Origin of the sequence: Paracoccus caeni, from assembly GCF_016629665.1 — a bacterium.
Lineage (GTDB): Bacteria > Pseudomonadota > Alphaproteobacteria > Rhodobacterales > Rhodobacteraceae > Paracoccus > Paracoccus caeni.
In genome coordinates, this window is record NZ_JAEPRQ010000008.1 from 51,418 (window position 1) to 67,672 (window position 16,255).

General features: G+C 64.5%; 15 protein-coding genes. 6 read left to right on the top strand and 9 right to left on the bottom strand.

Annotated features, from left to right (window positions below; genetic code table 11):
- Positions 1-34: 34 nt before the first annotated feature.
- Positions 35-598 (bottom strand): FxsA family protein, encoded by a 564-nt coding sequence (locus tag JJJ17_RS16900; protein ID WP_200688520.1) that lies wholly within the window; start codon positions 596-598, stop codon positions 35-37.
- A 110-nt stretch (positions 599-708) separates the two neighbouring features.
- Here JJJ17_RS16900 and JJJ17_RS16905 point away from each other — a divergent pair, with 110 nt between their 5' ends.
- The 3 genes from JJJ17_RS16905 (at position 709) to rimJ (ending at position 2,611) form a co-directional block, all read left to right on the top strand.
- Complete coding sequence (locus JJJ17_RS16905; RefSeq protein WP_200688521.1) at positions 709-1,365, top strand: Tim44/TimA family putative adaptor protein; 657 nt, start codon at positions 709-711, stop codon at positions 1,363-1,365.
- Between the two features lies 1 nt (position 1,366).
- Positions 1,367-1,966 (top strand): Smr/MutS family protein, encoded by a 600-nt coding sequence (locus JJJ17_RS16910; protein WP_200688522.1) that lies wholly within the window; start codon positions 1,367-1,369, stop codon positions 1,964-1,966.
- A 66-nt stretch (positions 1,967-2,032) separates the two neighbouring features.
- The gene (gene rimJ, locus JJJ17_RS16915) at positions 2,033-2,611 is read left to right on the top strand and encodes a ribosomal protein S5-alanine N-acetyltransferase (protein WP_200688523.1); all 579 of its coding nucleotides are present in this window, start codon (positions 2,033-2,035) and stop codon (positions 2,609-2,611) included.
- Between the two features lie 42 nt (positions 2,612-2,653).
- Here rimJ and JJJ17_RS16920 read toward each other — a convergent pair whose 3' ends face one another.
- From JJJ17_RS16920 to hslV, 3 genes are all read right to left on the bottom strand, one after another.
- Positions 2,654-2,833 (bottom strand): PLD nuclease N-terminal domain-containing protein, encoded by a 180-nt coding sequence (locus tag JJJ17_RS16920; RefSeq protein ID WP_200688524.1) that lies wholly within the window; start codon positions 2,831-2,833, stop codon positions 2,654-2,656.
- 58 nt (positions 2,834-2,891) lie between these two features.
- Positions 2,892-4,199 carry an ATP-dependent protease ATPase subunit HslU gene (hslU, locus tag JJJ17_RS16925; RefSeq protein ID WP_200688525.1) on the bottom strand — a complete coding sequence of 436 codons (1,308 nt, stop codon included), beginning with the start codon at positions 4,197-4,199 and terminating at the stop codon, positions 2,892-2,894.
- Positions 4,200-4,280: 81 nt separating this feature from the next.
- Entirely contained in the window at positions 4,281-4,838 is a 558-nt protein-coding gene (gene hslV, locus JJJ17_RS16930; RefSeq protein WP_200688526.1) for an ATP-dependent protease subunit HslV, read from the bottom strand.
- Positions 4,839-4,939: 101 nt separating this feature from the next.
- Between hslV and JJJ17_RS16935 the strand changes: the two genes are divergently transcribed.
- Together JJJ17_RS16935 and JJJ17_RS16940 are read left to right on the top strand one after the other, a co-directional pair.
- Positions 4,940-5,836 (top strand): hypothetical protein, encoded by an 897-nt coding sequence (locus tag JJJ17_RS16935; protein WP_200688528.1) that lies wholly within the window; start codon positions 4,940-4,942, stop codon positions 5,834-5,836.
- A gap of 14 nt (positions 5,837-5,850) precedes the next feature.
- Complete coding sequence (locus tag JJJ17_RS16940; protein WP_200688530.1) at positions 5,851-6,246, top strand: cupin domain-containing protein; 396 nt, start codon at positions 5,851-5,853, stop codon at positions 6,244-6,246.
- A gap of 533 nt (positions 6,247-6,779) precedes the next feature.
- On the opposite strand, the gene trxA is transcribed toward JJJ17_RS16940, so the two are convergent.
- Genes trxA through tsaE form a run of 5 tightly spaced genes read right to left on the bottom strand, consistent with a single transcriptional unit; the run spans position 6,780 to position 15,531 of the window.
- Positions 6,780-7,100: a thioredoxin gene (gene trxA, locus JJJ17_RS16945; RefSeq protein ID WP_200688531.1), complete on the bottom strand. Its 321-nt coding sequence runs from the start codon at positions 7,098-7,100 to the stop codon at positions 6,780-6,782.
- Between the two features lie 60 nt (positions 7,101-7,160).
- Positions 7,161-10,565 (bottom strand): double-strand break repair helicase AddA, encoded by a 3,405-nt coding sequence (gene addA / locus JJJ17_RS16950; protein WP_200688803.1) that lies wholly within the window; start codon positions 10,563-10,565, stop codon positions 7,161-7,163.
- Entirely contained in the window at positions 10,528-13,473 is a 2,946-nt protein-coding gene (gene addB, locus JJJ17_RS16955) for a double-strand break repair protein AddB (RefSeq protein WP_200688533.1), read from the bottom strand. The genes addA and addB overlap by 38 nt, the downstream gene beginning before the upstream one ends.
- A complete protein-coding gene (locus JJJ17_RS16960) occupies positions 13,466-14,140 on the bottom strand; it encodes a nucleotidyltransferase family protein (RefSeq protein WP_234464162.1) in 675 nt (224 codons plus the stop codon). The genes addB and JJJ17_RS16960 overlap by 8 nt, the downstream gene beginning before the upstream one ends.
- Positions 14,122-15,531, bottom strand: a complete 1,410-nt coding sequence (gene tsaE / locus JJJ17_RS16965; protein ID WP_200688535.1) for a tRNA (adenosine(37)-N6)-threonylcarbamoyltransferase complex ATPase subunit type 1 TsaE — start codon at positions 15,529-15,531, stop codon at positions 14,122-14,124. The genes JJJ17_RS16960 and tsaE overlap by 19 nt, the downstream gene beginning before the upstream one ends.
- A gap of 109 nt (positions 15,532-15,640) precedes the next feature.
- Here tsaE and JJJ17_RS16970 point away from each other — a divergent pair, with 109 nt between their 5' ends.
- Positions 15,641-16,252, top strand: coding sequence for a COG3650 family protein (locus JJJ17_RS16970; RefSeq protein WP_200688537.1), 612 nt, complete (start codon positions 15,641-15,643; stop codon positions 16,250-16,252).
- Positions 16,253-16,255 lie beyond the last annotated feature (3 nt).

A 16,255-nucleotide genomic window follows, 5' to 3' on the forward strand; every position in this document is an offset into this window, starting at 1 on the left:
TTGCCCAGCGTTCTATCAGGCGACGTTGATGGCCTCAATGCCGCGTCCATCCGGATTTGCCCGGCTTTGAGGGGTTATGAGGGGGGTGTTGGGACGATCCGTCCTCGTCCGACATATCCTGCGGCAGATCGGGCGGCATCCGTGGGCGGGTCGGCACAGGCTCGTCCTCGACCACATAATCGCCATCGATCACGCCGTCGCCATAAGGCGGACGATGCGCATCGTGCCGGGGCCGCCCGCCCGGATGCGTTACCCGAACCCGACGACCCATCCATCGCACCACAAGATCGCGCACCGGCGGGATCATCAGCAACAGACCGACGGCGCTGGTGAACAGCCCCGGAATGATCATCAACACGCCAGCGACCATGATCATCGCACCATGCGCCAGGGGTCGGGAAGGATCCCGCAACTCGTTCAGGCTGCGCTGCGCCTCAAGCCAGGCATGCCGACCCTGACTGCGAACGACCGTCATCCCCAGAACCGCACTCAGCATGACCAACCCAAGCGTGGCCCATAGGCCGATCACGCCGCCGACCTGAATGAACAGTGCGATCTCGATGATCGGCAGCGCGACGAACAACCATAGAAGCCACATGCGAATTCCCCTTCTTGCGGGCCGGATAACTGGACTTGTATCCCTGCAATCCCTACATAATGACACGAAGTACAGATACCAACAGCGCCTTTGCCGACGAGGTCCACCGAATGTCCAATCCATTGCTCCAGTTGCTCATCCTTGCAGGGATCGCGATCTTCCTGATCCTGCGGCTGCGCAATGTTCTGGGCACGCGTGGCGGATTCGAGCCGACCAAGGTGGAAACGCAGGAAAACCCGCGCGACCGCTTCGAGGTGATCGAGGGCACGGCGAACGAAGTTGACCACGACATTCTGGACCACGCGGAAGCAGGCAGCCCTACCGCAGAAGCCCTTGCAGCGATGAAGCAGGCCGAGCCTTCTTTTGCGGTTGGCGAATTTCTGGGCGGGGCGAAATCGGCTTATGAGATGATCCTGATGGCCTTCGAAAAGGGCGATCTGTCCGAGGTCCGGCCTTTCCTTGATGAGCCTGTCGCAGAGGCGTTCCAGTCGGTCATCGATGCCCGCGCCGAAAGGGGGCAGACGGTCGAGGCGCAGTATCTGGGCACGCGCGAAACCGCGCTTGCTTCGGCTGAATTCGATCACTCGACCGGCATGGCCGAGCTTTCGGTCCGCTTCGTCGGCGAACTGATCGCCGCAACGCGCGATGCTGACGGCAAAGTGATCGAGGGCGATCCCAAGGCGGCTCGCAAGCAACGCGACATATGGACCTTTGCCCGCCACATGGGTGAGAACGATCCCAACTGGCAGCTTGTCGCGACAAGCTGAGATGGCACGCCGTCGCCGCGGCCTGACGCCGGAAGAGCGGGACCTGTGGTCCCGCGTTGCACGCAGCGCGACACCCCTGCATCCTGAAAAGCCGAAAGGGAGCGAGCCGGTCGAGATTTCGTCCTCGCCCTTGCCGAAACCGCCTGCCGTCAGAACCTCGGTCCCGCATTTCGACATTGGACAATCCACGGCCCTGCCGATCCCCGATTATGGGCGGCCCAGCCCAAGCCCCGCACAACGCCTTGCCGCACAGCCGTTGCGGATGGACCAGAAGGTTCACCGCCGGATGTCGCAAGGCAAGCTGAAGCCCGAGGCGCGGCTGGATCTGCACGGCATGACCCTTGCCGCCGCGCAGCCGGAACTGATCCGCTTTATCCTGTCCTGCCATGCCAGCGGTCGCCGTCTGGTTCTGGTGATTACCGGCAAGGGCAGGGGTGATCACGGCCCGCTGCCGACCCGTCCGGGCGCGCTGCGTCATCAGGTGCCGTTCTGGCTGCAATCCGCACCGCTGTCGCAGGTCGTGCAACAGATCAGCGCCGCGCATTTCCGGCATGGAGGCGAGGGCGCCTATTACGTCTATCTGCGCCGGTTGCAGGATTAGCGCGGGGTTGTCCCGCCCCCTGATCATCTGAATGATGCCCGCGAAGCGCAAGATAGGGCGGGGCTGATGGCAATCTCTACGGAACGGACGCAGATCCGGCTCCTTGAGCCTGCGGACGCTGACGGGCTGCGCGACTATTACTTGCGCAACGCATCGCATCTGGCGCCATGGGAGCCGATACGTCCCGCAGATTATCACGATCTGCCGCAGTGGCAGGATCGCGCGGCAACCTACGCCAAAGAAGCGACCGAGGACCGATCCTATCGTTTCGTGGTAACTGAGAGGGGCTCAACCCCGATCATCGCCATCGCCAATTTCACCAATATTGTCCGTGGGTCGTTCCACGCCTGCCATCTCGGCTATTCGATCGACAGCGCGCATCAGGGCAACAATCTGATGTTCGAAATTCTCGACGCCCTCATCCCGCACGTCTTCACGACTTATGAACTGCACCGGATCATGGCCAATTTCATCCCTGAGAACCTTCGCAGCGGCAGGCTGCTGGAACGACTCGGCTTCGAGACCGAGGGTTATGCGCGTCAATATTTGCTGATTGCGGGGGCGTGGCGCGATCACGTCCTGACCGCGCGGATCAATGATGCCCTGTTACCGGCGCATGTCGGCGGAACGGGGCTTCCAAAATAGAACGGCCCGCCGGATCGGGCGGGCCGCTGATGTCACTGCGGATCAGGCCGAATAATTCGCCTTTGGTCCCGCGAAATACCACAGGATCAGGCCGAACACCGGCAGGATGGCGATGATCGCGATCCACAGCAGTTTGGTGCCATTGCTCTCATTCGTGTTGATGACCGAGGCGATGGCCCAGACATCCAGCACGAAGATGATAATTCCGAAGATATAGCCCATGGCCGGTCCCTTTTGATGCGTCACCCAGCAAACACGAAACCGGCCATTGCGGTTCCGCCTAGAGCACGTAGCGCGACAGATCGGTAGAGCGCGACAGATCGCCCAGATGCTTTTCAACGAAAGCGGCATCGACGCTGACCTTCTCGCCCGGCTTGTCCGAGGCGGTGAAGGACAGATCCTCGAACACCCGCTCGATCACCGTATAAAGCCGCCGCGCGCCGATATTCTCGACCGCCGAATTGACCTCGGCGGCGATCTTGGCCAGCGCCGCGATCCCGTCCTCGGTAAAGCTGACCTCGACCTCTTCGGTCGCCATCAGCGCGGTATATTGGCGGGTCAGCGCGTTGTCAGTCTCGGTCAGGATGCGCACGAAATCCTCTTCCGTCAGCGCCCGCAATTCGACCCGGATCGGCAGGCGGCCTTGCAATTCCGGCAGCAGATCGCTGGGCTTGGCGACATGAAACGCGCCCGAGGCGATGAACAGGATATGGTCGGTCTTCACCGGCCCGTATTTGGTGCTGACCGTGGTGCCCTCGATCAGCGGCAACAGATCGCGCTGCACGCCTTCACGGCTGACATCGCCGCCACGGGCATCGCTGCGGGCACTGACCTTGTCGATCTCATCGATAAAGACGATACCATTCTGCTGCACGGCCTCAAGCGCGGCAGCCTTCACCGCATCATCATCCAGCAGCTTGTCAGCCTCTTCCGCGATCAGCAGCTCATAGCTTTCGGCCACGGTCACCTTGCGCCGCACCCGTCGCCCGCCAAAGGCCTTCATCAACCCCGACAGATCCATCATCCCGCCAAGGCTGGCCCCCGGCTGGCCCGGCATCTCCATCGCGCCTAGGGGGTTCGACGTGTCCTGAACCTCCAGCTCGATCACGGTATCGTCCAGCTCGCCCCGCTTCAGCTTGTCGCGGAACATCTGCCGGGTGCCCTCACGGGCGGCATCCCCGGCCAAAGCATCCACCACCCGCTCTTCCGCGGATTTATGCGCCCGCGCCTTCACCTCTTCGCGCATCCTCTCGCGGGTATCGACGATGGCGGCGTCGGTTAGATCGCGGATGATCTGCTCGACATCGCGGCCGACATAGCCGACCTCGGTGAACTTCGTCGCCTCGACCTTGATGAAGGGCGCATTGGCCAGCTTTGCCAGCCGCCTGCTGATCTCGGTCTTGCCGACGCCGGTGGGGCCGATCATCAGAATATTCTTCGGATAAACCTCGTCACGCAGATCGTCGCCAAGCTGCTTGCGCCGCCAGCGGTTGCGCAGCGCCACGGCAACGGCCCGCTTCGCCTCTTTCTGCCCGATGATGAAACGGTCCAGTTCGGACACGATCTCGCGCGGAGTCAGGTCGCTCATATTCTTCCAGCCCTCAAGCTTGCCTTGGTCGTCAAACATCCCGGGGGTGAGGCCCGCATGGGCCGAGGGGGCAGCGCCCCCTTACCCTTCCAGCGTTTCGACCGTCAGATTTCCATTCGTATAGACGCAGATATCCGCCGCGATCGCCATCGCCTTGCGGGCCACGGCCTCGGCATCCATGTCGCTATCCAAAAGCCCGCGTGCGGCGGCAAGCGCGAAATTCCCGCCTGACCCGATCGCCGCCACGTCATGTTCGGGTTCCAGCACATCACCCGCGCCGGTCACCACGTAAAGCTCGCGCCCGTCGGTGACGATCAGCATCGCTTCCAGATTGCGCAAATATTTGTCGGTGCGCCAGTCCTTCGCCAGATCGACACAGGCGCGCTGCAACTGACCCGGAGCCTGCTCCAGCTTCTTTTCCAGCCGCTCCAGCAGGGTAAAGGCATCGGCGGTCGAGCCTGCAAAGCCCACCACCACATCGCGCCCGCCCGGCTTCAGGCGGCGCACCTTGCGGGCCGTGCCCTTCATCACCGTCGGGCCGACGCTGACCTGACCGTCACCCGCCACGACAACCTTGCCGCCGCGCCGGACTGCCAGGATGGTCGTGCCATGCCAGCCGGGAAACTTGTCTTCCGCCATAAGGCCCTCGTCAATGAACGTCAGCTTGCGTTCAGATATGGTTGCAATGCGGACTTCGCAACCCGTTGATCCGCAGACCAACCCACCCTAGCCTGCGCGGCATGAGCCATGCCCGCGAACTGCGCATCTACCTGACCGCATCGGTGCTGCAAACCGCGCGGGCCGGAAAGCTGCGCTTTCTCAATCGCTTGCGGGATCTGCTAGAGGCGCAGGGCTGGCAGACCGAGATCCTGCCCTCAACCCCCGAGGCCCGCAGCCGCGCCCCGAACCTGCCCGGCTACGCGCTTTATCATCGCGAAAAGCCCACCCATCCGGCGGCGATGACCTTTCGCCTTGCCTATCACTACCCGTTCTGGCGCCTTGAGACTCAGGCGGAACGCTGGCGCTGGCCGGTGGCCGAGGCGGCGTTTACGCTAGGAGATCCCGCCGCCGCACAGGATTTCGCGTCGAAACTGCGCAGCCGGGTGCTGCCCGGACCGGCGCCGCAAAACGGCTCTTATGCGCTGGTGCCGCTTCAGGGGCGTTTGCTGCAATGCCGGTCCTTCCAGACCATGAGCCCGATCGAGATGGTCGAAACCGTCGCCCGCACCGGCCGTCCGACCATCGCCACCCTGCATCCCAACGAACGCTACGGCGATGCGGCGCGCAAGTCGCTGGCGATGTTGGCCGCCCGCTATCCGAACCTGATCATCGGCAAGGATACCGCGAAACTTCTGCGCAACTGCGCCTTCGTGGCGACTCAGAACAGCGCCGTGGCCTTTGACGGCTATCTCTTGCAGAAGCCGGCGATCCTGTTCGCGCAGTCCGATTTCCACCATATCGCGCTGAATGTCGCCCAAGTCGGGGCCGATCAGGCGCTGGCCCTTGCGCAGGATCACCGCCCGGATTTCGATGGCTATCTGGACTGGTTCCTGCGCGGCACCAGCATCGACATGATGGCCGGTGACGCAAATGATCGCCTGCTTCGGGCGATGCGGGCCGGGGGATGGCCGGTCTGACAGGGAGGAAAAACATGAACGACGACGAAAATACCGCCCGCGCGAACAGGGTGACCCGCGAAGACTGGACCTCGGGGCGCGACCCTTGGCACGGCCATGTCGAGGGTCTGACCTTGGGCACCGATGCGACGGTGCTGTTTTATGCCAACGAGACGCCGGGGCAGGGGCCGAAATGGCACGTCCATCCCTATGACGAGATCTTCATCATCCGCAAAGGCCGCGCGCTTTACACCATCGGCGACCGCAAGATCGAGGCGAATGAAGGCGATGTCCTGCTTGGCCCGCGCGACGTGCCGCATAAATTCCACAATCTGGGACCGGGGCGGCTGGAGACCGTGGACATCCACCTGAACCCGACATGGGTGCAGACCAATCTGGATGATCCTGAATTGCAGGAGAGGCTAGAGTGAAACTCTAACTTGATCGGGCGACAAACCATTTGGTTGCCGCCCGATTAGCTACTTGCACTAGGCGTACTGAATGAGAACCCAGTCGACCGCTCGATAGTTGTGTGGCGGCATAACATTACCCTTGGCTATTGGAGCGGTTGTCGATGGGTAATCGTCTGAGCGCCAAATCCCACTCTCAGGGCATTTTCCGCCAGTCCGAACGCGAGTACCTATAGGAAGTTTGTTCCGCAAATACATGCTCAGGTCCTTTTGTTGTGTTGTTAGGACGGAGCAAGTTGGCTGCTAGGCTCGAATCGCTCCGCCCCACCCATGCGGGTACTCTCAAGTTCAATTTCGGAGCGCTCAGAGTCAAGGTTTATTGTTGTAATTGATACTCAACACATCATCTTGACATACACTATAAGCGATGAAGAGTTCTCAAATAAGAAAACCCGGGGACAAGCCCCGGGTTTTTTCCTCAAATCGTCAGAGCGATTCGAGCCTAGCCATTTAGTTATGATTCAGTCGGATTCGACGGTCAACACCCAATCCTATTAAATCGATTCGTCGATCCAGCTTTTCAGCGCGGCCTTCGGTGCAGCGCCCATGCGGTTCGAGATGACTTCGCCGTCCTTGAACATGAACAAAGCCGGGATGCCGCGCACGCCAAGGGCTGCGGCCTGTTCGGGATTTTCGTCCACGTTGATCTTCACGACCTTGATCTTGCCCGCATATTCATCGGACAATTCTTCCAGAGCCGGGCCGATCTGCTTACAGGGGCCGCACCATTCGGCCCAGAAATCCACCACGACCGGGGTATCGGCCTGACGCACTTCGGCGTCGAATTCGCTGTCGTTCACGGGCACTGTGGCCATCTTGAAACTCCTTCATGCAAGGCGGGGGCCGGAGATCCGGCAGGGAGGCTTGATCAACAGCTATGAACGCGGCGCGCGATGGTCAAGGGCAGCCATCGCCTGATCAAGCACCGGATCGGGCAGCATCATCAGGCTGCGGGTGGCGGTCCACAGCACCGCAGCCTCGACCCGGCGATCCGGCCAGATCAGTCGCAGCGCATCGCGATAGGCCGCCATCTGCCGCAGGATCCCCTCTGGCGTGGCTTCCGGCGCGGCGGGGACTTCGCTGTTCGACTTGTAATCGACGGCAAGGATACACTCGTCCGTGACGATCAGCCGGTCGATGGTGCCGTGCAGGATGCCGATGCCGGGCAGGGGGGCGCTGAGATCCACCTCGCGCAGCAACTCAGCATCCGGCCCCGGCGACATTATTTCCGTCAGATCGGGCGCATCGATCACCGCCGTCACCTCGGCCAGCAGCGCCGTCAGCTCTGCCTCATCCGGCAAGCCGCCCTCATCCCCCGACAAGGCCGAGGTCGCCACATCGCGCCAAGCCTCGCGCGCCTGCCCCGGCAGATGCTCCAGCAGCAGATGCAGCCGGGTGCCGCGCAACATCGCGGCGGCGCGGTCGGCATCCTCGACCGGGCCGCCCAGAACCTTCGCCCCGCCCAAAGAGGTCGCAGCCACCGGCCCGACATAATCCGGCTGCGGCGGTGGCGCGCGCAACGCCCAATCCGGCACCGCAACCTGCGCCTTTGCGACGGCGGCAGCAGCCACCGGCCCCGCAGGCCAGTTGCCAAAGGCCAGCCGCAGCCCGGTGCCGATGCCGTCGATCTCGATCTCGGACCGCTCCAGCGCCACCCGCCCGGCACCCTCTGCGATCATCGCATGCCAGCTTTCCATCCCGCTGCCGGTTTCCCCCGCAGCGGCCACGATTAGCCAGCTTTCCGCTCGCGTCATCGCGACATAAAGCAACCTGCGCCGCTCTTCCTCTTGCCGCTGGTCATGCTCGGCGACGGCGTCGGTGACCGGATCGGGCCGCTCTTCGGCGGAACCCTTCCAGACCGGCAGATCGTCCAGCCGCACTGTCCGGGCGCGGTTGTCGGCTTTACGTTTCTGGGTTTCGGGCAGGATCACCACCGGGCTTTCCAACCCTTTCGAGCCATGCACCGTCATCACCCGGATCAACCCGCCCGATCCGCCCGGCAATTGCCGCTTCACCTGCACGTCGTCGCTGGCCAGCCAGACCAGAAACCCGGTCAGCGAAGGCGTCTCGACCGATTCATAGGCCAGCGCCTGCGACAGCAATTCCTCGATCCCGTCCTCGGCCTCGGGGCCAAGCCGGGCCAGCAGGGCGGCGCGACCGCCGTGACGGATCAGCAGGCGCGAGATCAGATCATAGGGGCGAAGGTAATCCGCCTGAGAGAACAGGTCGCGGAAAATGGCCTTTGCGCGATCGTGCTGCGATTCTTCCAGTCTGGCACGCAGGAAAAGGTTCTTCGGGCGTCCGACGGCCAGCCGATACAGATCGTCTTCGGTCAGCCCGAACAGGGGCGACCGCAGGGCAGCAGCCAGCGAAAGGTTGTCCTCGGGCGTTGCCACGACGCTCAACAGCGCGGTGATGTCACGCACCGCCAGTTCGGCGGCAAGCTTTAGCCGGTCGGCGCCTGCGACGGGAAGGTTTGCCGCCTTCAGCTCTCGGATCAGATCGTCGAACAGCCCTCTGCGGCGCTGCACGAGGATCTGAATATCGCCCGGCCCGATGGCACGCGGCAGCCCGCTTTTCGCATCAAGGATCGGCGTGCCCAGCATAGCGCGGATCTGGCGGGCGATGGCGCGGGCCAGTTCGGTATCGGCGGCGTTTTCAGCCGGGGCATCGACGGGTTGGGTCCAGTCGGCGCGTTCGGGCTTTTCCGGCTCGGGCAAGGCGGGCCAGAGATCGACGCGGCCCGGCAGGGCGTCGCGAAAGGCGATATGCCGGGGCGGATCGCCAAGGCCCTGCGCGGCGGGACCGTCGAAAACCGCATCGACCAGCGACAGGATCGCGGGCGACGAGCGGAAGGAATGCGCCAGCCCGCGTTGCTGCATCGGCTGTTGCACGGCGGCGAAATCATGGTCGAAACGGTCGCGCATTTCCTCGAACACGGCGATGTCGGCGCCCTGAAAGGAATAGATCGACTGCTTCGGATCGCCGACGACGAACAGCGTCCGGGTGCGGTCATGTGCCCCGGCGCCGCTGGTGAATTCGTCGGTCAGGCGGCGGATCACCCGCCATTGGTCCGGACTGGTATCCTGCGCCTCGTCCACAAGAATATGGTCGATCCCGCCATCCAGCCGCCACAAAACCCACTGCGCCATACTGGAATTATCCAGCAGATCGGCGGTCCGCAGGATCAGGTCATCGAAATCCAGCCAGCCATGCGCGGCCTTGCGCTGGTTCACCCGCCCGGTGAAGGCATGACCAAAGCGGTGCAGGGCCAGCGTCTTTTGCGCCAGCCCAAGCGCCATGGCCGAGGGGCGGGCCTCCTGCACCCGCAACATCAGGTCTTCGAGATCTGGCATGAACGCCTTAGCCGCGCCACGCTGCAAACCGACGGCGGGCACCGTGCCAATCTTGGCACTGAACGGCTCTTTCGTCTTCGCGCCCGTCAGCAAAGCATCGCACAGCACCTCAAGCTCTGCCATGCCCGGATCGCGCCAGCGTGGGCCGGTCAGTTTCGCGGCCAGCTTCTGATCGTTCGTGCCGCTGCCATGCAAAAGCGGGATCAGCACGTCGAACAGATCCCCTTCGCTTCCGTCGAACACCTGCGCCAGCAGCGCATCCCCGGTCAGACCCACAGGCAGGCCCATCGCCGCCCAGATCGTCGCTGGATCGGGCGGGTCGCGGAAATCCGTTTGGGACAGCCCGGCAAGGAAGCTGTCCAGATTGTCGCCGGATTGCAACGCGGTCAGGTCGCGGATGGCGGGATCGCCCTCCTCGGCCATCTCTTCGACGATTTCGGCGCGCAGCGCGCGGGCCGAGCGGTCGTCCAGTTCCGAAAATCCCATTGGCACGCCCGCCTCTAGCGGAAACCGCCGCAGCAGCGCCGCGCAGAAGCTGTGGATGGTCTGAACCTTCAGCCCGCCCGGCGTTTCGATGGCGCGAGCAAAAAGCCGCCTTGCCTCGCGCAGATCGGGTTCGCCTGCCTCGCCCAGAATCCGCAATTCGGCCCGCAGTTCCGCCTCTGGCAGCATCGCCCATTTGCCCAGACGGGCCAGCAGGCGGTTCTGCATCTCGGTCGCGGCGGCCTTGGTATAGGTCAGGCACAGGATCCGTTCGGGCGGGGTTCCGGCCAGCAAAAGCCGCGCCACCCGGTCGGTCAGCACCCGCGTCTTGCCCGACCCGGCATTCGCCGTCAGCCATGTCGAGCGCGCGGGATCGGCGGCCTCGATCTGGTTCCGGGTCGCATCATCCATGATCGCCCACCTTTTCCGGCTTGGCGTCATCGGCCAGCGACCATTCGCCGTATCGGGCCAGATGGTCGTAATCGCCTGCATAGCTGGTCTTTTCGGGCGCGCGCATCGAGGTGAAGCCGGTTCCCCCGGTCAGATAGGACGCGATCAGCCGCACAAACCCGTCCCAGTTCTCACCCTCCATCTGGAAGGAGAACTCGCGCGCCTGTGTTTTTCCCTCGCCGCCAAGCTGGATATAGCGGATGCCCGCAATATCGACCGGCCCAAGATCAGCGAAGCCGCCTTTCCGCGCCATCGCGGCCTCCAGCACCAGTTGCTTGTCGAAATGGCGGATCTGGGCGTCGGTGGGCGGTATGCCGGATTTATAGTCGTAGATCACCGCCTGACCGTCATTCAGCAGATCGATCCGGTCGGGCTTGGCGGTCAGGGTGAAATCCATCCCGGCCACCGCCACCCGTCCGCGATTTTCGACCACGACCGGCTGACCTTCCGCCTGTCGCAGCAGTTCATCGGCCACGATCTGATCGGCGATCTTCTCCATCCGGGCCTGCCAGAAGGCGCTGGCGGCGGGCCATGGCACCTCATCCTGCAACACCTCGGCGGCGATGCGCAGAAACTCGGCCTTGAGCCTGTCGGGCGGCATATCCGGGCCGGGCTTGGTCGCCAGCAGCTTTTCGACGATCTTGTGCAGCGTCTGGCCGCGCAGGGCGGGGTCAGGCTCGGGGCGGATCGCGGGCAGCGGGCGCAGGCCAAGGACGCGCTTGGCATAGACCGCATAGGGATCGCGGATCAGCAGCGACACATCGGTCACTGGCAATTCGCGGAAGGGCGGCGCAGGCGGGATCGGCGAGGGGCGCAAGGCAGCAGGAATTTTGTCCTGCGGATGCGCCAAAGCCGCAGCCATCCCCAGCCAGACCTTGCCGCGTTCGCGCATCGCGGCCAAAGCCTCGGGGCCGTGACGGTCGGGCAGGCCGGTCATCAGGTTCATCAGCCGGTTCAGCCAGCGCGAGGGGATCGTCTCGGCCTCGGCATCGCGGCGGGCGCGGGTCAGGATCACCCGGTCCTGCGCGATCGCCTGTTGAAAGTCATGCGCCGACAGGCCGATCTGCCGTTCAGGCACGGTCAGCCCGGCATCCAGCCGCATCTGCCGCGACAGCCACGGATCGGGATCGACCGCCTTCGGCCAGCCGCCTTCGTTCAGCCCCGACAGGATCACCGTGCCATGCCCGACGATCCGCGCCTCGCGCGGGCCGCGGATATGCAAAAGCAGATGCGCCTCGCCTTCGATCCGCACGGTCTGGGCCTGCAATTCGTCGTTCAGAAGCGCCGCGAAATCGCCGGGGCGCATGTCGGGGCCTTGGGCGGCGTGGTCCGCCAGATGGTCCATGACGGCGCGGGCCTTCTTGCCCTCGCGGTTTTGCCACAGCGCCGATGCCTCGGGATCGCCGCCCGGCCCGGCGGCCAGATCCTCGGCCAGATGGCGCAGGTCGGACAGCCGGTCGGGCAGGGGCCGGGATGCCGTGTCACGCTCCAGCGCCTTGATCCGATCCAGGACAGCGGCCAGCCACTCCGCCCAAAGCTTGCGTTGCGCATCGCCCTTTGTGCCCCAGTCCCGCAGCGTGTCGCCATCGGGGAAAGCCGGACCTTTCGCCCGCAGCTCCAGCTCCAGATTGCGTGACAGAAGCCGGGCGTCGTTCGACCCGATCACGGCAGATCCGGTCATCGCCACCGGATGCTTCAGCAGGATCAGCAGCCGGTCGATACTCAACGTCTCGCCAAAAAGGCCCGCAAGCTGGCGCAGGAACAAGCCTTGCGCGGTCAGCGACAACGGCTCGCCCGCGCCTTCATCCGGCCGCAGGTGCCATCGGTCCAGCGCGGCATTGACCCGGCGGATCAGGTTGCCGTCGGCGGCGATCAGGGTGCAGGGCTCGGACCGTTCGGCGGCGTCACGCATGATCAGCGCGATCACCTCGGCCTCCTGACCCGGTTGATCCGCCTCGATCAGCGTCAGATGTTCGGTGGGCGCGATCAGATCGGGCAGCGACGGCCCCTCGGCGATCCACTGATCGGTCACCGGGGCAGGGCGCAGGGCCAGCGACATCAAGCGGTTGCGATCGGGGGCATAAGGCGCGGCATCGGTCCAATGCGCCGGATAGCCCGCGGCGCGGATCAAGGGCGCGAACCGTGCCTGCGGATGGTCGTCCGACCGCTCGCCCAGGCTGTCCCACACCGCCTGCGGCTGATCGAAGTCAAAGCCCGGCAGCACCACCGCGCCTTCCGGCAGCATCGACACCGCCTGCATGAAAAGCCGCGTTCCGCCATGCGATCCGGTCGAGCCCGCGACGATCACCGGCCCGTCGGGCAGGTTCTCGCCCCGCGACCAGTCGTCCAGAAACATCTGCGCCGCCGCCCGCTGCCGCGCCGCCCGGTCCACCATCGGCGCATCCAGATGAAACTCTGCCGCGATCCGCAGGAAGGTCAGCGCGTTCTGCCAGTGGCGGGCATGATCGCCGGTATCAATCGCCTCCAGCGCGGCAAGATCGCGGCCCTCGTTCTGCATCTCGGCCATCAGCGTCGCCAGCGACCGTGCCAGCATCGCCACCGAATGCCCCGCCGCAAGATCGGGCCGTGTCTCCAGCAGATGCGAGACCAGCCGTGCCAGTTGCAGCCGCCGCGCAAGGGGCGAGGCAAGCTGGATATGCCGCAGCGACGGGTGGTCCAGATTGGTGACCGGACGCAGGCGCGGCAGCAACAGCGGGCCACGTTCGTCAAAGGCCGCGCGCAGTTCCGCCAGCGTGCGCGAGGCGTTGGCGTAGATGGTGACGCGGGCGATGGCCTCGGGCGGGCGGCCCTGCATCCGGTCCAGAAAGCCGCGCACGAATTCCCGGGCGAAATCGACGCCGGGGGGCAGTCCGTAAAGGCCGTGAAAGGGCTCAGCCATTCAGCATCGCCTCGGCCAAGGGGATCGCCTCGGGCGAGCCGACATCGCACCAGCAGCCGTCATGGATCATCGCATGGGCGCGACCCTCGGCGATCAGCAGATCCCACAGCTTGTTCAGCGAAAACACCCGGTCGGGAATATCGGCCAGCCGGTTGGGGCGGATGATCTGCGCGCCCGCATAGACGAAATCGCCCTTGCGGCTGATCCGGCCATCGGCGTCCACGCTGAAATCGCCGCCCCCCTTGCGGGCCGTCGCCCGGTCCAGCGGCACCAGCGCCAGCAGCGCATCCATGCTATCATCCCACGCCTGAAGCAGCGCCGTCAGCGGGTTGGGTCCGGTAAAGACCACATCCGGGTTCAGCGTCATCACCGGCCCATCGCCCAGCAGGGGCTGCGCCTTTTTCAGCCCGCCGCCGGTATCAAGGATCTCGCCGGCCTCGTTGCTGATGGCCACGTCCTGTCCGGCAAGATGCTGGATGATCTGCGCGCCAAGATAATGCGTATTGACCACGATGGGCGCCGCACCGGCATCGCGGCCAAGGCTCAGCGCGCGGTCCAGCAGGGTCGTGCCTGCGACCTCGATCAGCGGCTTCGGGCGCAGGTCGGTCAGCGGGCGCATTCTGGTGCCAAGCCCGGCGGCGAAGATCATCAGCGGCAAGTGGCGCATTGGCTGCGGATCCTTTCGATGATGGCGGCATCAGGGGCGGGCAGGCTGTTCACCGCCTCGGCCAGCGCCGCCAGCCCCGGATGGGCAAGGTTGCGCTCTACATAGGCCCAGACGCGCGGCATGAAATCCAGATAGCGGGTCTTGCCGTCGCGCAGGCACAGCCGGGTAAAGATGCCGATGATCCGCAGGTTCCTTTGCGCGCCGAGCAGGGCATAGGCGGCGCGAAAGCGGGCCTCATCCATGCCGGTCGCGGACAGATAGCGGGCAATGCTGGCGGCCTCAATCTCGGGCGCGACATCGCGGCGGGCATCTTGCAGGGCGGATACAAGATCGTAGGCCGGGTGACAGGTCACGGCGTCCTGATAATCGATCAGGCCAAGGGCCGCATCGCCGCGCCAGATCAGGTTTTCGGCATGAAAATCGCGCAGGCTCAGCACCGGCGCGATATCGGCGGCCAGTTCGGCATGCAGGCGTTCGATCAGCGGGGCGATCTCTGCGCCGGTCGCCTTGCTGCCTGCCGCTTGGGGATACCATTCGGCGAAAAGCCCCACCTGTTCCGCAAGCGTCGGCCCGTCCAGCGGCTTGACGAAATCCGGGGCGGGATGGCGGTGCAGGTCCACAAGAAAATCGATGATCCGGGCATAGATTTCCGGCGCGGCCTCGGGGCGGCGTTCTAGCACGCGGGCGACCAGATCATCGCCCAGATCCTCGACCAGCAGCAATCCCGCCGCCTGATCTTCGGCCAGCAAAGCGGGGGCGCCAAAGCCATGCCCCCGCAGCCAGTGCGTCATTGCCACAAAAGGCGGCGTGCTGCCGGAAGGGTCGTCCATCAGCACCGCCTGCCCGTCACCCTCCAGCCGGAAATACTGCCGGGCCGAGGCATCGCCCGCCAGCGGTAACACCCGGGCCTCGCCCCACCCGGCATCGATCACAAAGCGGGTGCGCGCGACCGCCCGATCCAGACCCAGCCAGCCGGTCAGGGTGATCCGGCGCAGGTCGGGATTTGCGTCTGCCTCGATCATCACGGTCAGGGCGCCATCCGGCAGCCGCTCCATCCGGTCGGGCCATTCGATCAGGCTGATGGCGCTGTCCAGCGCCTCATCCAGCCCAAGCTCATCCAGTTCGGACGGATCGGTCAGACGATACAGGTCGGCATGCCAGATCTCGGTCCCCATCGGGTCGTCATAGGTCTGGACCAGCGTGAATGTCGGGCTGGGCACGTCCTCGGCCAGCGCCCCTTGCCGGGCGCGGATAAAGGCCCGGGCGAAATGGGTCTTGCCCGCGCCGACCGGCCCGTCCAGCAGGATCGCCTGACCGGGCCGGGAGATCGCGGCCAGCATCCGCGCAAGTGCGGCAGTGGTTTGTTCATCGGCAATCAGGCGCGTGGTCATGCTGCCGTTCTAGCCGCTGAAAATCGCGGTGGGAACAGCTTGCGAAACCGTGTGATGCGGAATGCGGCGGGGCGCGCTAGGCTGCGGGCAAGTCATCGAAGGAAATTCCATGCTGCGCCTCATCGCCCCTGCCCTTGTCGCCTGCCTGCTGGCCGGTCCCGCATTGGCTACGCAGGAATACATCCTGCCGACGCTGTTCGATGTAACGAATGTGGCCAGCGACGATGTCTTGAACGTCCGGGCCGAGCCGGATGGTTCCGCCGCGATCATCGGCACGCTGGCGCCCGATGCGAAAGGCGTCGAGGTGATCGAGGAAGCCGTTGGCTGGGGCCGGGTGAATACGGGCGAGGGCTCTGGCTGGGTGTCGATGCGTTATCTGAACTATCGCACCGACGTTTGGGAGCCTGGCGCGCTGCCCGCCGATTTCCGCTGTCTGGGCACCGAGCCGTTCTGGGATTTGAAGGTCGAGGGCGAGAATTTGGTTCTGAGCGATCCCGACCAGCCCGTCAGCCAACCCCTAGAGGCGGTGCTGGATACCGGCATCTTCCGCGATCCGACGCGGGCGATCCTTGGCGGAACTCTGACAGTGTTGGCGACGCCGGAGATTTGCTCGGACGGAATGTCGGACCGGCTGTTCGGGCTACGGGCAACCGTGATCCATCGAGGGGAAGGCGAGGCATGGATGCTGAATGGCTGCTGTCTGATCGAGCCGGGGGACTAGCAG

What these genes read in the sequence shown, in the direction of transcription:
- JJJ17_RS16900 (WP_200688520.1), bottom strand. Translation starts at nt 598, where the DNA reads ATGTGGCTTCTATGGTTGTTCGTCGCGCTGCCGATCATCGAGATCGCA.
- JJJ17_RS16905 (WP_200688521.1), top strand. Translation starts at nt 709, where the DNA reads ATGTCCAATCCATTGCTCCAGTTGCTCATCCTTGCAGGGATCGCGATC.
- JJJ17_RS16910 (WP_200688522.1), top strand. Translation starts at nt 1,367, where the DNA reads ATGGCACGCCGTCGCCGCGGCCTGACGCCGGAAGAGCGGGACCTGTGG.
- rimJ (WP_200688523.1), top strand. Translation starts at nt 2,033, where the DNA reads ATGGCAATCTCTACGGAACGGACGCAGATCCGGCTCCTTGAGCCTGCG.
- JJJ17_RS16920 (WP_200688524.1), bottom strand. Translation starts at nt 2,833, where the DNA reads ATGGGCTATATCTTCGGAATTATCATCTTCGTGCTGGATGTCTGGGCC.
- hslU (WP_200688525.1), bottom strand. Translation starts at nt 4,199, where the DNA reads ATGAGCGACCTGACTCCGCGCGAGATCGTGTCCGAACTGGACCGTTTC.
- hslV (WP_200688526.1), bottom strand. Translation starts at nt 4,838, where the DNA reads ATGGCGGAAGACAAGTTTCCCGGCTGGCATGGCACGACCATCCTGGCA.
- JJJ17_RS16935 (WP_200688528.1), top strand. Translation starts at nt 4,940, where the DNA reads ATGAGCCATGCCCGCGAACTGCGCATCTACCTGACCGCATCGGTGCTG.
- JJJ17_RS16940 (WP_200688530.1), top strand. Translation starts at nt 5,851, where the DNA reads ATGAACGACGACGAAAATACCGCCCGCGCGAACAGGGTGACCCGCGAA.
- trxA (WP_200688531.1), bottom strand. Translation starts at nt 7,100, where the DNA reads ATGGCCACAGTGCCCGTGAACGACAGCGAATTCGACGCCGAAGTGCGT.
- addA (WP_200688803.1), bottom strand. Translation starts at nt 10,565, where the DNA reads ATGACGCCAAGCCGGAAAAGGTGGGCGATCATGGATGATGCGACCCGG.
- addB (WP_200688533.1), bottom strand. Translation starts at nt 13,473, where the DNA reads ATGGCTGAGCCCTTTCACGGCCTTTACGGACTGCCCCCCGGCGTCGAT.
- JJJ17_RS16960 (WP_234464162.1), bottom strand. Translation starts at nt 14,140, where the DNA reads ATGCGCCACTTGCCGCTGATGATCTTCGCCGCCGGGCTTGGCACCAGA.
- tsaE (WP_200688535.1), bottom strand. Translation starts at nt 15,531, where the DNA reads ATGACCACGCGCCTGATTGCCGATGAACAAACCACTGCCGCACTTGCG.
- JJJ17_RS16970 (WP_200688537.1), top strand. Translation starts at nt 15,641, where the DNA reads ATGCTGCGCCTCATCGCCCCTGCCCTTGTCGCCTGCCTGCTGGCCGGT.